The sequence below is a fragment of the uncultured Mobiluncus sp. genome (assembly GCF_947087965.1).
Lineage (GTDB): Bacteria > Actinomycetota > Actinomycetes > Actinomycetales > Actinomycetaceae > Mobiluncus.
In genome coordinates this window covers 191,181-205,066 of sequence record NZ_CAMUES010000002.1, presented here as the reverse complement: position 1 = coordinate 205,066, position 13,886 = coordinate 191,181, and the positions used below count along the sequence as shown (strand labels likewise).

Below are 13,886 nucleotides of genomic sequence, written 5' to 3'. Positions count from 1 at the left end.
TTTATGAGTAAAAAAGTCACTTTCACATCTGAATCTGTCACTGAAGGACATCCCGATAAGGTTTGCGACCGGATTGCCGACTCAATTCTGGACGCTATCTTGGAACAAGATCCGGCGGCGCACGTTGCGGTAGAGACGTTCGTCACGACCGGGCTGGTTCATGTTATGGGTGAAGTGACGACCGAGGCTTACGTAGAGATTCCCCATATTGTGCGCCACGAGATTGCCCAGATTGGCTACACGTCCTCTGAGATTGGCTTTGATGGGCGCAGTTGCGGCGTGATGGTGTCCTTGGGGCAGCAATCCCCGGACATTGAAGCGGGCGTCAGCCATTCCCTGGAAGTGCGTCAGCGTCCCGAAGCCTATGATCCCCTAGAACAGCAAGGCGCCGGGGACCAAGGGATTATGTTCGGCTATGCTTGCGATGAAACCCCGGATTTGATGCCGATGCCGATTTGGTTGGCGCATAAACTGTCCCAACGCCTGGCTCAGGTGCGCAAAGAGGGGATTGTTTCCGGATTGCGTCCTGATGGCAAAACCCAGGTTTCGGTTGAATACGAGGACGGGGTGCCGCGCGCCCTGTCGACTATCGTGGTTTCAACCCAGCATGCCCCTGATCGCACCCAGGCGGAACTGCACGCCATGGTCGAAGCGGAGGTTATTCGTCCGGTACTCGATCAGTTGAATATCGACTTGGACACGAAGGAAGCGGAAATTTTAGTGAATCCTTCGGGTCAGTTCATTATCGGCGGACCCGCCGCGGACTCCGGTTTGACCGGTCGCAAGATTATTGTCGATACCTACGGGGGCATGGCGCGTCACGGGGGAGGGGCTTTTTCCGGTAAGGACGCCTCAAAGGTTGATCGTTCCGCCTCTTACGCTTTACGTTGGATTACCAAGAATATTGTGGCGGCCGGTTTGGCAAAGCGCTGCGAAATCCAAATCGCTTACGCGATTGGCCGAGCCAACCCGGTGTCCCTGTCAGTGGATACCTTCGGGACCGGTGTCGTGGCGGATGAGGAACTGGCCACGGCGATTCGTGAGACTTTCGATTTGCGTCCCGCCGCCATCATTCGGGATTTGGACCTGACCCGTCCGATTTTCCGCTACACCAGTAACTATGGCCATTTTGGACGTGACGGTTTCAGTTGGGAAGAAACCAATCGGGCGCAAGCTCTCAAGGATTATTTCCAGTAAAACCGGCTGTGGGGGCTGGTTATGGCCCCGACTTCCGGGACAAAATGGCAACTGCCGGATTTTCGTATCCGGGGTATGAGTTGTAATTAAGTCGTGTTTGCTGAACCGATATTGCCACTGGACGATTTCGCACCTCCCGGACCGCGGGCGGTGCTGGTCGATGGTGTGGAAAAGCCCGTGGCAGCGGTTCTGCTCAACACGTTTACCCCCGCTTTGTCCCGGCCTCTCGACTTCCTGATTCCCCCAAAGCTCGATGCCGCGGCCGCTCCGGGGGTGTTGGTGAAAGTGAAAGTAGGGACAAAACGCTACACCGGTGTCATCGTGGAGCGTAAAGACAGCACCGACTGGCAAAAACCGTTGCGGGAAATCGAACGCACCTTGGGCGACCTGCCTCTGTTGGACACTTCCACCTTGGAACTGCTGGAAAATGTCTCTCTCTATTACGGGACAGGACCCTCCTCACTGCTGCGTTACGCCCTACCGGAGCGGCGCGTCAAAGTGGAACAGGCCTTTTCTACCGACCCTCCTCAGTGGGATACGACCGCGGTCACGGTGGAGCCACCGGAACAAACGACCTGGGCGCGTTATGCCGGGGGCGCTGAGTTCTACTCTGAACTGTGTCGGGGACACCACCCTCGTGCCGTGGTTAGTGCGCTGCCGCTGGGTAACAATCCACATTTTCAACCCGCCTCGCGTTTTCAACCCATTGCCGAATTAGCGGCGGCAACCTGGGCTAACGGGGAACAATCCCTGCTGGTGATGCCCACGGTAGAGCAAGCCGATGAAGCCTACCTGTATCTGCGTGACTACTTTGCCGACTCGGACAAAGTTGTGTTGTATACCTCGGAAATTCCCACTGCCGCCTCCTATGAAACGTTCTTGCGTTCTCGCTTCGGCACCGCCGCGATAGTGGTCGGCACCCGCGGCGCCGTATTTTTGCCGCTGGCCCGCCCCGGTTTGTTTTACCTCTGGGACGACTTGGCGTGGTCGCTTAGTTCGGACATGTTCCCGAACTTTTCTGCTCGGCAAGTCCTGCTGATGCGTTCCCAGCTGTGCGGTGCCGCTGTGGTGTTGGCGCACTATTCTGTCAACGCGGGGGATTTGCAGCTGGTGACCCGTCACTTCGCCAGTGGCTTGGCCCCCCACCGCGACGTTTTGCGCCAGTGTACGGGCCGCTTTGAATTTCTCAGCGAAGAGGCACAGCTGGCGGAAGGCATGACGGGGGCGATGCTCCTCCCAAACGCTGCTTTGCGTCTGGTGCGCCAGGGGTTGAAATCCGGTCCAGTTTTGGTGCTGGTTCCTCCCGACGGTGCGTTTTCGGTGGTGAGCTGTGCAAACTGCGGCGCTAACGCGGTGTGCGAAGTGTGTGGCGGACCGTTGACTTTCCAGGGTTCCCGGCTGGTTTGCACTCGCTGCGGCAATGTCCCCACCAACTATGCCTGTCCGAACTGTGCCAGTATGAAAATGCGCGGGCGCCACCTCCAGTCGCGCACGGTAATTGATGACATCGGGCGGTCATTTTCCGGCGTGCCAGTGCTGGTTTCCCGTCCTGGAAAAGGCCGGGTCGGCCTCATAGACACAGCATCGCGACTGGTCATAGCCCATCCGGGGGGCGAACCTTTCGCCGTGGGCGGGTACGAAGCCGCGGTTATCTTACGGGCTCACATGTGGGCCAATCGGACCGCCCTGTGGACTGCCCAGGAAGTCATGCGGCAATTCTTGGCAGCCGGAGCTTTGGTGAAACCTCAGGGGCGCATATTGGTAACGAACCGGATTGACCCGCGCCTGGAACAGGCTTTGGTACGGTGGGATCCCTGGGGTTTCGCCGCCTTAGACCTGCGAGAACGCGAAGCGGGACACTTTGCCCCCGCGTGGCGCACGGCTCTGTTGCAGGGGCAATCCCTGGGTGAGGTGTTGGCTTTCCTGCGCCAGAGATTTCCCGAAATCACGGTATTTGGCCCGGTTCCAGCACGGGAAAACCCCGCGCTCAGCACTGCATTCGTGTCGGTGGCACTGCGTGATAGTCAGGATTTCGGCCGGGCGCTGCGCGCGGTGGAACTGCAAAATGCCCGGGAGCGAAAATCCGGTAGCGACGCCCTGCGCATCGTAGTAGATCCTCCAGATCCCGCCGGTCAAATCGGATAGACCGCGCTGTCACCTCGAAAAACCCCAGTTGAACTTAGATAGGATAGTTTGTATGCGTATTGTTTTTGCTGGTTCTCCCCAGGCGGCCCTTCCTGTATTGACATACCTTGAGCGATCTGCACACGACCTGGTGGCGGTGCTGTCGCGACCCGATGCGCCCTCCGGCCGGGGTCGAAAACTGGCCCAGTCACCGGTTTCCGGTTACGCGACCCAGCATGACCTGATGCTCTATCAGCCAAAGACCCTTAAGAACAATACAGAAGCCGCCACTTTTTTACGTGACCTCCAGCCTGATTTGGGTGTCATCGTGGCTTACGGAGCGATTTTGCCGGCTGAGATTTTAGAGATTCCCAAATTCGGGTGGATTAATATTCATTTTTCCCTGCTGCCGCGGTGGAGGGGAGCCGCCCCGGTACAGCGTGCTCTCCAGGCGGGGGACACTCACACCGGCGTCACAGTCTTTCAACTCGAACCCGCGTTGGACACCGGTCCCATTTACGCGACCTGCTCTTATGCGGTGCCGGAGTCGGCGACAGCGGGAGACGTATTGCTCGAACTCGCCGAACTCAGCGTCAGACCTCTGGAACAAGCCCTGTCCATGATTGAACGGGGAGTTGACCCGGAACCGCAAGCTGACACCGGCATCACCTATGCGCCACCTCTACACCCGTCGGAAGGCGAAATCGACTGGTCCGCGCCAGGCGACACTATCGCCAACCACATCAGAGGATTTACACCGTCTCCCGGCGCCTGGACGATATGGCAGGAATCCCGCATGAAACTCGGTGTCCTGGAGTCGAATCCGCCTGTGACTATGCCAATCCCACCTCTGGAACCCGGTCAGATTTTTACCACTCGTCACGAGGTCTGGGTCGGCACCGGTTCCGCACCCGTGTGCTTAGGCAACGTAGCTCCCGCAGGGAAAAAACCAATGCCGGCTGAGGCTTGGGCACGCGGAGCTCACCTGGAAAGTAGTGCGAAGTTTACGACTTCGAGCTCGATGGGAGGTCAGGAGTGAACCATCCAGGGGGCGCTTCCGCGGGCAAATCTGGCTCTCGCCGCAACACTGCGAAAACCGGGGGTGCAGCTCGAAATTTCCGTAACTCTCGCACCGGTTACACCTACCGGAGCAAAGCCCGGCGCGACCCCGCTCGTGACGTTGCTTTTCAAGCCCTGCGCCGCGTCGACCAAGACCATGCTTACGCCAATCTGGTGTTGCCCGGCCTGATTGAACGGGCGCATTTGCATCGGCGAGACGCGGCTTTTGCCACCGAGCTCGTGTACGGAACATTGCGGTTACAAGGGCGCTACGATGCCATTATCGGGCTGCTCAGCGACCGGGATGTTGCGGATTTAGATCCGGAGCTGCTCACGGTGCTGCGGATGGGGATTCATCAAATTCTCCAGATGCGGGTGGAAGACTACGCCGCGGTAGACACGATGGTTGACCTGGCGCGCGACCGTCTCTCCGCCGGCCCTGCCGGGATGGTAAACGCAGTGTTGCGCAAGGTTACTGAGCATGACCTGCCCTATTGGCTCGATGCCATCACCTCGGGACTGACCGGGGAAAAAGCCCTGAGCCGAGCATTTTCCTATCCGGAATGGATAGTGTGGGCGCTGCGCGATGCCCTGGTTGCCAACGGCCGGGATGCCGCCGATTTGCCAGGACTCCTACACGCGCAAAACCGTCCCGCTTATGTGACGCTGTGCGCCCGACCGGGTTTCATTACCGCTGATGAGCTGGCGACCGCAGCTGAAACCTATCTTGATGCCAATACTCGTTTGGGAGAACTCTCTGACTGCGCGGTGGTGCTTTCCGGGGGCGACCCGCGGCGACTGCGTGCGGTCGAGCGGGGCTTCGCCGGGGTCGAGGACGAAGGCTCGCAGCTTGTCGCCAAAGTTTTGGCCGCAGCACGGGTGACCGGGGTGGAGCGCACCTGGGTCGATTTGTGTGCCGGACCCGGCGGGAAAACGGCTCTGCTGGCGGGGTTGGCTAGTTCGCGTAACGTTTCCGTCATCGCTAACGAGGTTTCGCCGCACCGGGCTGAACTGGTACGTGACTCCACGAAAGCATTTCCGGACCAGACTGTGCAGGTTCTACAGGGCGACGGCCGCGATTTTGGTGAGCTTCATCCGGGCAAAGCCGATCGGGTCCTAGTGGACGTGCCATGTTCGGGCTTGGGCTCGCTGCGGCGCCGTCCCGAAGCCAGATGGAATAAATCCGCCACCGACCTGAAGGACCTGACCGCACTGCAACAAGTTCTGCTGCAATCCGCGTTGCAAACGGTTAAGCCTGGGGGAGTGGTGGGATACGCGACTTGCAGCCCGCATTTGGCTGAAACTCGTCAGGTGGTGGAAAGCGTGGTAAAGAATCGCGCGGATTTGCGGGTGTTGGATGCCCCCGCCGTGGCCCGTGAAATTATCGTCAACCCGGAACATGACCTTGGGTCGGGGCCTTATCTGCAGCTGTGGCCTGACCGTGACGGTACCGACGCCATGTTTCTGGCTCTGATTGAAAAGTTGCCTGATTCTCAGGAATAAATCCCAGCTAAAACCGTCCGAAGCTCACCGCGGAATTAGACAATAGAGGAAAGAAGGGAACCGATATGAGCCTTAAGATTTACCCCTCCGTGCTGAATTGCGACCAGATGCATTTCGCCCAGGCGCTGCAGGACATCAAGAGCGCCGACGGGGTACACCTCGACATTATGGATAACCACTTTGTGCCCAATCTGACGTGGGGACTGCCAACCGCCACGGCGGTGTTGAACGCTACCAGACTACCGGTTGACGCCCACCTGATGATTGAAAATCCAGACCGGTGGGCTTTGGAATACGCCAAGGCCGGCTGCGCCATTGTCTGTTTCCATCTGGAAGCCTCGAAAGCGCCAGTACGGACCGCTGACGTGCTGCACAGTTTAGGTGCCAAGGCCGGGATTGCGTTGAATCCAGCCACTCCGGCCAGCGCCATCAAAGACATTTTGGGTCGTTTTGAACAGGTCACGGTCATGAGTGTGGAGCCGGGCTTCGGCGGGCAACAGTTTATCCCCGAGGTGTTGCCAAAGATTCGCAAGCTGCGCAAATATGCCGAAGATGCCCGCATGAATCTCGATATCGAGGTTGACGGAGGCATCAACGAAGAAACCTTGCCCCTCGTGATGAAAGCCGGAGCAAACGTGGTGGTGGCCGGGTCCTACGTGTTCAAACGTAAGCCCGAACAGGCTATTGCCACGCTGCGCACCATCGGCGCTACCGCGCACGCCCATTAGACTCATTAGCCCGCCTGTGGGATTTGACCTCAGTGGGCTATCGAGGGTCTATACTGGAAGTAGCTCTGGGGGCTGTGTAATTCAGCACCGGCGGTATAGTCCGCGACCTCGTGTCCGCACGAGTTGAATCGGTGAAATTCCGATACCGACGGTTAAAGTCCGGATGGGAAGAGCCGCACGTCCACCGCGCCTGCGTATGTTTACTGAGGTGTTGGTGAACGTTCATCTTTCTTTGCCCTGGGCTGTCCAATGAGGTGACAAACCGAAAGGGGTGAAGATGTCGATGAGTCAAAACCGGGCACCGTCAACGGTCAACGCCGTCCCGGATTCCCGGCCGCTCAATGTCATTGCCCCGCTCGCTTTGGCGCTGCTCATTGTGGCAGTCTGGTTCCTCGCGACGAGTTCTGGAAACATCCCGACCTTTATCTTGCCGCGTCCCAGTGACGTAGTGCAGTCCGGTGTGGAGTTGTTGAGTGGCAAAACGTTCTGGCTTTACCTGGGCAACACGTTGCTGGCAGCGATGGGAGGAACCGTCTTGGGGTTGCTTGTGAGTGTGCCGCTCTCATTTGCGATTCATCACCTGCGTCTGCTCAATGCGGCGGTTCAGCCGTTTTTGGGAGCTTCCCAAGCGGTCCCGGCGGTCGCGCTGGCGCCGCTGCTGTTGATTTGGCTGCCGACGCCGCGTCTCGCCATTGCGGTGTTGTGCGCGCTGATGGTGTTTTTCCCCATTCTGGTTTCTACCACCGTGGGTTTGCATCACTTAAACGTCAGTATTTTGGAAGCTGCCAAACTCGATGGAGCCGGGACCTGGGACTTGCTGAAATACATGGAGTTTCCGTTGGTGTTGCCATCCCTACTGGGCGGCATTCGCAACGGCGTGACCCTGTCTATCACCGGAGCGGTGGTGGGCGAGATGGTCATCGGTGGACGCGGCATGGGCACCCTGATAACCCTGCAGTCACACAACGTGGATACACCCGGCATGTTCGTGAGTCTAATCATGATTTGCACGGTGGCCGCGTTGATTTACATGGGGGTCTATCGCCTGGAGCGTCATTCCAAAACGGTAAACGCAGTTTAGCTGCGTCTCAAAGAAAGGTTCACCAGATGTCACATCGTTTTATCAGGTCCCTAGCCGGATTGGCCGTCAGTGCCGCGGTCTTGGCCGGTTGTGCTGCCGGTTCCACTGCCGAAAAGGGAAGTTCCGCCGGGTCTGCCGACAGTCCCGCCGGGGCGGACCGGGCGGTCACAATCGGTTTGACGTATATCCCCAATGTTCAGTTTGCGCCGTTCTATGTGGCGGCACAAGACAGGTTGTTCCGTTGGGACGGTGGTGGGGGAGTTAGCCAGCAGCCCGTTAACCTGCGTCACCACGGTGCCGATGAGGGACTGTTCAACGCTCTTTTGTCCCACAAAGAAGACTACGTGGTGGCGTTCGCTGACGAAGCGGTACAGGCGATATCCGCGGGTATGGATTTGTGTGTCACGGGTATCCTGTACCAAAAATATCCGGTGGAAGTTATCGCGACCAAGCAGTCAGGGATTACTTCCTGGGCGGATTTGAAAGGAAAAACTGTAGGCGTACCGGGCCGCTTCGGTTCGAGCTGGTTTGGTTTCCAGGCAGGTTTGCAGCAGGCGGGTTTGAGCCTTGATGACGTGAAAATTTCGGAAATCGGATATACCCAGCAGACTCAGATGGCCACCGGGAAAGTCGATGCGGTGGTGGGATTTTCCAATAATGACCTGGTTCAGTTTCAGTTGGCGGGGCTGGAGGTGACCGAGATTCCCCTGCCTCCAAATCTGCCGTTAGTAGGTGCCGCCGTGGTGACGACGGGCGAATGGTGCAAAAACGAAGATTCCGTGAATGAGGGCGTCATCAACGCCATGGCTCAGGCCATCAACAGTATCCAACAGAATCCGGAAAAAGCAGTGGAATATACGAAAAAGTATGATCAAACGCTGAACACCGCCGCTTCCTTGCAGGCCGCCCAGAAAGTCAACCTGGCAACGCTGGAGTTGGAGCAGTTGTCTGACTACGACCCGGCTGACCCTGGTCGCGCTGCCGCTCCCGACCCGCAAAAATTCAAGGACATGATAGCCCTGTTAGATGAGATCGGGGCATTGGACAAAAAGGTCGACCTTACATCTTTGGACCAGGCGGGTTTGGAACAAATCGCGCGGCCGTGGAAATCGCTGCACGCCCAAGCCTCAGCGGCACAGTAAAATCCGGGGCAATAAGCGGGATTCGGGTGGGACAAACCCTTATCTTAATCCAGTCATATAGATATTTGGGAAAACTCCTGCCATTGCATAATCTATAAGCGTGAATAACTTTGAAGACCTTTATGCGATTATCGAGAGCCGAAAGAACGAACGCCCGGAGGGGTCCCGTACTGTTGAGGAGCTCGACAGGGGAGTCCACGGCATCGGCAAAAAGATTGTTGAGGAAGCCGCGGAAGTGTGGATGGCGTGCGAATACGAATCGGACGAAGCCGCTCAGATTGAGATGTCCCAGCTCATCTATCACTTGCAGGTCATGATGGTAGCGAAAGGCTTTACGCCCCAAGATATTTATCAGCATATGTAGAGAGCGGCTTGGCTAAACCGTTTGAAACCACCCGTAGACATTACACACAGCTTGAGAAGAGGAAGTGTCAGCCATGTTACGAATCGCGGTGCCGAATAAAGGTTCGCTGTGTGAACCTGCAGTCACGATGTTAAAAGAAGCCGGATACAAAGTGACCCGGCGCGGACGCGAGTTGACGATTATCGACAAGGATAACGATGTCGAGTTCTTTTTCCTGCGTCCGCGTGATATCGCGGTGTATGTTGGTTCCGGGGTAGTGTCCTGCGGCATCACCGGGCGGGATTTGTTGATTGATTCCGGGGTGGACGCGGTGGAATATCTCGGCTTGGATTTTGCCCGCTCTACGTTTCGGTTTGCCGGACCGGCGGGCCGGTTCCACGATTTGGCGGACATTCAGGGCAAACGAGTGGCGACTTCCTATGACCTGCTGCTGAAAAAGTTTCTCGATGAACACCAGATTTCCGGAGTCCGCGTGGTACACCTGGACGGCGCGGTGGAATCTTCCGTACAGTTGGGCATCGCCGATTTAATTGCTGACGTGGTCGAAACCGGTTCCACGCTACGGGCTGCCGGTTTGCAAACTTTCGGGGAGCCTTTGCTGGAGTCGGAAGCCCTGCTAATCACTGCCGAGGGCCAAGAAAACCATGCTCAACTGCAAACTTTGGCGGCTCGTCTGCGGGGCGTGATGGTGGCGCGAACCTATGTACTGATGGATTACAACGCTCCTTCCGCCCAGCTGGCAGACCTGTTGGCGATTACGCCCGGCATTGAATCCCCGACAATTTCTGACCTGGCTGAGGACACTTGGAAAGCCGTGCGGGTCATGGTGAAAGCCACGGACGTGAACCTGATTATGGATCGTCTCTATGCGGCCGGGGCGCGCGGCATCCTGGTGACGGACCTGAAAGCGTGCCGTCTGTAACTGCCGTGCAGCGTCAGCTACGCGGCGCTGGAATCGTTTTGTGGTTTCTTGGATTCGCGGGTGGGCACGGTCGCTCCGTAGGCTCCCGCCGCCGCCGCCGCGAGGAAAGCGGCGGGGTCTTCACTGAGGGTTCGCCCCATCGTGGAAAGTTTCACCGGGAAGGCTTCCAGGGCTGCGTAAAGTCCCGTGGTGGGTTGTTCGATGACCCGATGGTGTTCTCTCAACAGGCTCAGTTGAGAGGTCACCAGGGGAGAGAACGTTCCTTTCGGGTCGGCTAGGGCCTTTTCTACGGGATTGTCGAGGTCGAAAACCGGAAGGACCACGTCCAGCGGGGGCAGCCCCATCCAGGTCAGCATGGTCAGAGAGTGGTGCGAAATACCGTAGTGCCGGGGACGCGCGTCGCCGCTAGACATCCGCAGCACCGCAATGGGATGACCATTCAACGCCGAAGCTGTATGCAAAAATTGCGCCCCGTCCACCCCCGAATAGCCCCAACGAGTGCCGGTACCCAGGTTGCCCGGACCTTGGGACACAATGACCGCATCGGCCTTGACCACCTCGGACGCCACGAACAGGGCGGAAGGAAAACTGACGGCCTCGTAATCACCACCAAAGCACTGCCCACAGGTGATGGTGGCGGCTAAACTACCGGACTCACGCAATTGGGCCACGGTACGGGAATACGCTAGGGGCAGAGCGCCGCCATCAGTTTGAATATAGACCAGACGGGCATGCGGGCTGTGGTGCAGGAATCCCACTACGATGGCGGGCAGAGCCGAATGTAAATCCGTCACCAAGACGGGAAGTTCATCCAGGTTATCCGCCGAACGCAACAGGGAATGATAGGGACTGTCCGGTTCATCGGCACCCAGCACGACCTTTTGATGTGGGGTGTAGCGAGCCTTTACCAAGTGTCCGGGATTAGGTAATTCGTCTGCTGGCAGGCGGGTTTCGTTAGCCAGAACCATAGCTTCGCCGCCGGTACCCAAGGCTTTCGCCAGGGGAGAAACTTCAATCTGGATGATGTCGCCGGGCTGCGCGGCTCCGAGCAACTCCGGGTAGCAAAGGGCTCGGCAAGTATCGCCGGGCTGGAAACTCACGGCGGGTCCGGAATCCTGGCGGGGGGGAGCCGCCACGATTTCGCAGCGCAAAACCTGATGTGGGGTCTGGCGCTGCACTTCCAGAACACGTGCTTTGCGAATCATCACGGGTTAAGCATAACCGCTTCAAACTGGAGTCCAGACCAATCCCGGAAGTCCGCCGCTATAATTTTTCTATGCACCAGGCACCGAGCGAACCCGACATTTTCGATGAAGATGACGATTATGAATGGCGCGATGACCTGCCGTCTGACATGGCTCTCGCCTCTGCATCCAGGCGCTACCAGGGGCTTTTAACGATTTTTTATCGAGAAGCCCGCCCGCTCACTTATGACGAAATCTACGCTGCCTATACCGCCGCCATCGGACCGTACTTCCCAGCTCGCCCCGGCGGTGACGACTTGGCTCAATCGCATGAAAATTACAGTGTCAAAATCCGCAACGACATCAAAATCCTCAACGAAATCCTGGGCGATATCATCGTGGATGATAAACGCAATAATGCGGGAACGGAACACCGATACCTGCTGCGCCCCGATTCGCGCCGCCCCACGCTAGCTTTTGATGCAGCCGAATCAGTTTGGGTCCACCTGGCGCTGGGATTATTAGAAGGGGACTTTACCCAAATTGATTCTCACGTCCGTTCCGTCAGCGACATTGACCCTGACAATCCGTTGGAAGTCCAGTCGCAGGTGCTCATTTCGCGTCTGACCCAAGACATTTTTCGCGCCATCGCCGCACGCCATTACATCGAATTCGATTACCAGGCCCGCTACGGCGAATCTACGCATCGACAGGTGCGTCCCACGATGATGATGCTGTCACGCGGATTTTTTTATGTCCGCGGTTTTGACGAAAACCGCCAAGGTTTTCGAACGTTCAAGCTATCCCGTCTCAGTAATCCGGTTGTGACAGGGCAGACCTTCGATGCTACGGAACACGTGGAATCTCCGCGCAACGTTTCTCTGGAGAGTCCACTGGAACGGGTTATCTTTGTGGCAGATCCCGCAAAAGCCTCGGAAGCAGTAATGAACGCGGAACTCATTTGTGAGCATTCCGATTTTGCCCGCACAGGACCGGAACTGGGTTTGACTGGGCTAGACTGGGTTCCTTCCGGATGGAATCTGTATCGGGCGAAACGACCTGATTTCTATACCTGGAGCCGTCTGGCCGCCGAAGCAATGACCCACCTGGTGGTGCTCGACCCCCCGAAACTTGTGACAGCGACCGTGCGGGCGGCTCAGAGTCTCACTGAACTAAGGTTGACGGAGGGAGAGTACGAAACGGGGCGGCTCAAGTTTGACGATTTCACTCCGCGCAATACCGGTGTTTCTATCGATAACCAGACGCGCGTGACGACCGAATCCCTGGCGGTGATGACGTTTATCTTTAATGCGAGCACGCAAGGCAACACCTGTACGGTAGATGAACTGGCTAAACACTTTGGCTTACAACCTCAGGACATCAAAAATATTATTTGGGATTTCTTGGACTTGGACGCGGTCGCCAGCAACGAAAAATCTGACTATGACAGTTTCCTGCCTTCGATACGCAAGGACGGGACTATTGAAGTCAACGGTTCTCGCAGTTGGGTGATGCCCCCGTCCTTTAACGGTGACGAGGCGTTGTCCCTCCTGTTGGGGTTGGAAGTCGCCGGTTATCTGGCCCCATCGTCACAAGAGGCGATTGCGACCGCCCGTCTGAAGGTCGCCTCTTGGTTGGTCCAGGCGCACGAACTGACCGCTCCGCAGTTGGTGGCGAACACGGTGTCGCCCTCCATCCAAAACTCTATCGAGACGTTAAACCGGGCCATCGAACTGGGTCACACGGTCCTTTTCACTTACACGAACGCCAGTTGGGACACTGCGGAACACCGCGTGGCACCCCGGTCGGTCTATACAGACCGCTACCATGTGTATCTGGTGGGGGTGAACCTTGAAAAGAACAAATGGCACAAGTACCGTCTGGATCGCCTCGGTGACCTGCGTGTCACCGCGCAGACAATTCCCGAAAAACTTCCGCAAAAACCGAGCTACAAGTACCAGACAGTGGACCTGGAGCTAAAAAATCAGGCGAAATCCTACGTGGACACGATTCTTCACGCCCGGACAGTAGAGCAATCCGCGACTACGTACCGGGTGCGTTTGAAAGTCAAAGATGCCGCCTGGCTGCAGCGGGTAATACAGATTCTCGCCCCCGATATAGAAGCCATGATTGGTGGACCGGCGATAGAGCCGGTGGTGTTGGCGGCCCGTGAAGTTGGCGCCGCGGCTCTGGCGCTCTACGCACAGGTCGACTCCGCACAGTCAGCTGCGGACGGGTAAGATTGAGCTATGAGTGTTCAGGGCATCGTGTGGCTCATCGCAGTAATTTGCGCCGTGATTATTTTTGTGGCCACAACCGCGTGGATTATTTATCGCGGATTACATCTCTATCGGACAGTTCGTGACATAGAACTGCCCGCCGCCGATCCCCCGGAGTCGGTTCGCGAACCGGCCCGAAAGCCCGCACCCACGGGCGCCCCCGCAACTTTGAGCGCGGCACGAGTGTCTCGCGCCGAGGTGAAACAGGCTCGCAAAGCCAACAAGCAACGCCGCCTGAACGCCGCGCATGACCGCTGGGCGAGCTACGACTTGGTGGCACCGCGGCAGTAAACATCTGAAACT

General features: G+C 57.4%; 12 protein-coding genes and 1 riboswitch. Of the genes, 11 read left to right on the top strand and 1 reads right to left on the bottom strand.

Annotated features, from left to right (window positions below; all coding sequences use genetic code 11):
* The first annotated feature begins 3 nt into the window (after positions 1-3).
* The 9 genes from metK to hisG all read left to right on the top strand — a co-directional run bounded on the left by metK (position 4) and on the right by hisG (position 10,120).
* Positions 4-1,197 (top strand): methionine adenosyltransferase, encoded by a 1,194-nt coding sequence (gene metK / locus Q0V70_RS02925; RefSeq protein WP_297588198.1) that lies wholly within the window; start codon positions 4-6, stop codon positions 1,195-1,197.
* A gap of 93 nt (positions 1,198-1,290) precedes the next feature.
* Positions 1,291-3,342, top strand: coding sequence for a primosomal protein DnaI (locus tag Q0V70_RS02920; RefSeq protein ID WP_297588196.1), 2,052 nt, complete (start codon positions 1,291-1,293; stop codon positions 3,340-3,342).
* A 52-nt stretch (positions 3,343-3,394) separates the two neighbouring features.
* A complete protein-coding gene (fmt, locus tag Q0V70_RS02915) occupies positions 3,395-4,360 on the top strand; it encodes a methionyl-tRNA formyltransferase (protein ID WP_297588194.1) in 966 nt (321 codons plus the stop codon).
* A complete protein-coding gene (locus Q0V70_RS02910) occupies positions 4,357-5,883 on the top strand; it encodes an RsmB/NOP family class I SAM-dependent RNA methyltransferase (protein ID WP_282921589.1) in 1,527 nt (508 codons plus the stop codon). The genes fmt and Q0V70_RS02910 overlap by 4 nt, the downstream gene beginning before the upstream one ends.
* Positions 5,884-5,948: 65 nt before the next feature.
* A complete protein-coding gene (gene rpe / locus Q0V70_RS02905) occupies positions 5,949-6,611 on the top strand; it encodes a ribulose-phosphate 3-epimerase (RefSeq protein WP_297588191.1) in 663 nt (220 codons plus the stop codon).
* A 57-nt stretch (positions 6,612-6,668) separates the two neighbouring features.
* A riboswitch (FMN riboswitch) is annotated at positions 6,669-6,790 on the top strand.
* A gap of 98 nt (positions 6,791-6,888) precedes the next feature.
* Positions 6,889-7,692: an ABC transporter permease gene (locus Q0V70_RS02900; protein WP_297588189.1), complete on the top strand. Its 804-nt coding sequence runs from the start codon at positions 6,889-6,891 to the stop codon at positions 7,690-7,692.
* 26 nt (positions 7,693-7,718) lie between these two features.
* A complete protein-coding gene (locus Q0V70_RS02895; protein WP_297588186.1) occupies positions 7,719-8,834 on the top strand; it encodes an ABC transporter substrate-binding protein in 1,116 nt (371 codons plus the stop codon).
* Positions 8,835-8,934: 100 nt separating this feature from the next.
* Complete coding sequence (locus Q0V70_RS02890) at positions 8,935-9,198, top strand: phosphoribosyl-ATP diphosphatase (RefSeq protein WP_282921585.1); 264 nt, start codon at positions 8,935-8,937, stop codon at positions 9,196-9,198.
* Between the two features lie 73 nt (positions 9,199-9,271).
* Positions 9,272-10,120: an ATP phosphoribosyltransferase gene (hisG, locus tag Q0V70_RS02885; protein WP_297588180.1), complete on the top strand. Its 849-nt coding sequence runs from the start codon at positions 9,272-9,274 to the stop codon at positions 10,118-10,120.
* A gap of 17 nt (positions 10,121-10,137) precedes the next feature.
* Here the strand turns inward: hisG and Q0V70_RS02880 are convergent, their stop codons facing one another.
* A complete protein-coding gene (locus Q0V70_RS02880; RefSeq protein ID WP_366126526.1) occupies positions 10,138-11,328 on the bottom strand; it encodes a DUF3866 family protein in 1,191 nt (396 codons plus the stop codon).
* Positions 11,329-11,396: 68 nt separating this feature from the next.
* Here Q0V70_RS02880 and Q0V70_RS02875 point away from each other — a divergent pair, with 68 nt between their 5' ends.
* Both Q0V70_RS02875 and Q0V70_RS02870 read left to right on the top strand, forming a co-directional pair.
* Positions 11,397-13,544, top strand: a complete 2,148-nt coding sequence (locus Q0V70_RS02875; RefSeq protein WP_297588176.1) for a WYL domain-containing protein — start codon at positions 11,397-11,399, stop codon at positions 13,542-13,544.
* 9 nt (positions 13,545-13,553) lie between these two features.
* On the top strand, positions 13,554-13,874 hold the full coding sequence (locus Q0V70_RS02870) for a histidine kinase (RefSeq protein WP_297588174.1): 321 nt from the start codon (positions 13,554-13,556) through the stop codon (positions 13,872-13,874).
* The last annotated feature ends 12 nt before the right edge of the window (positions 13,875-13,886 follow it).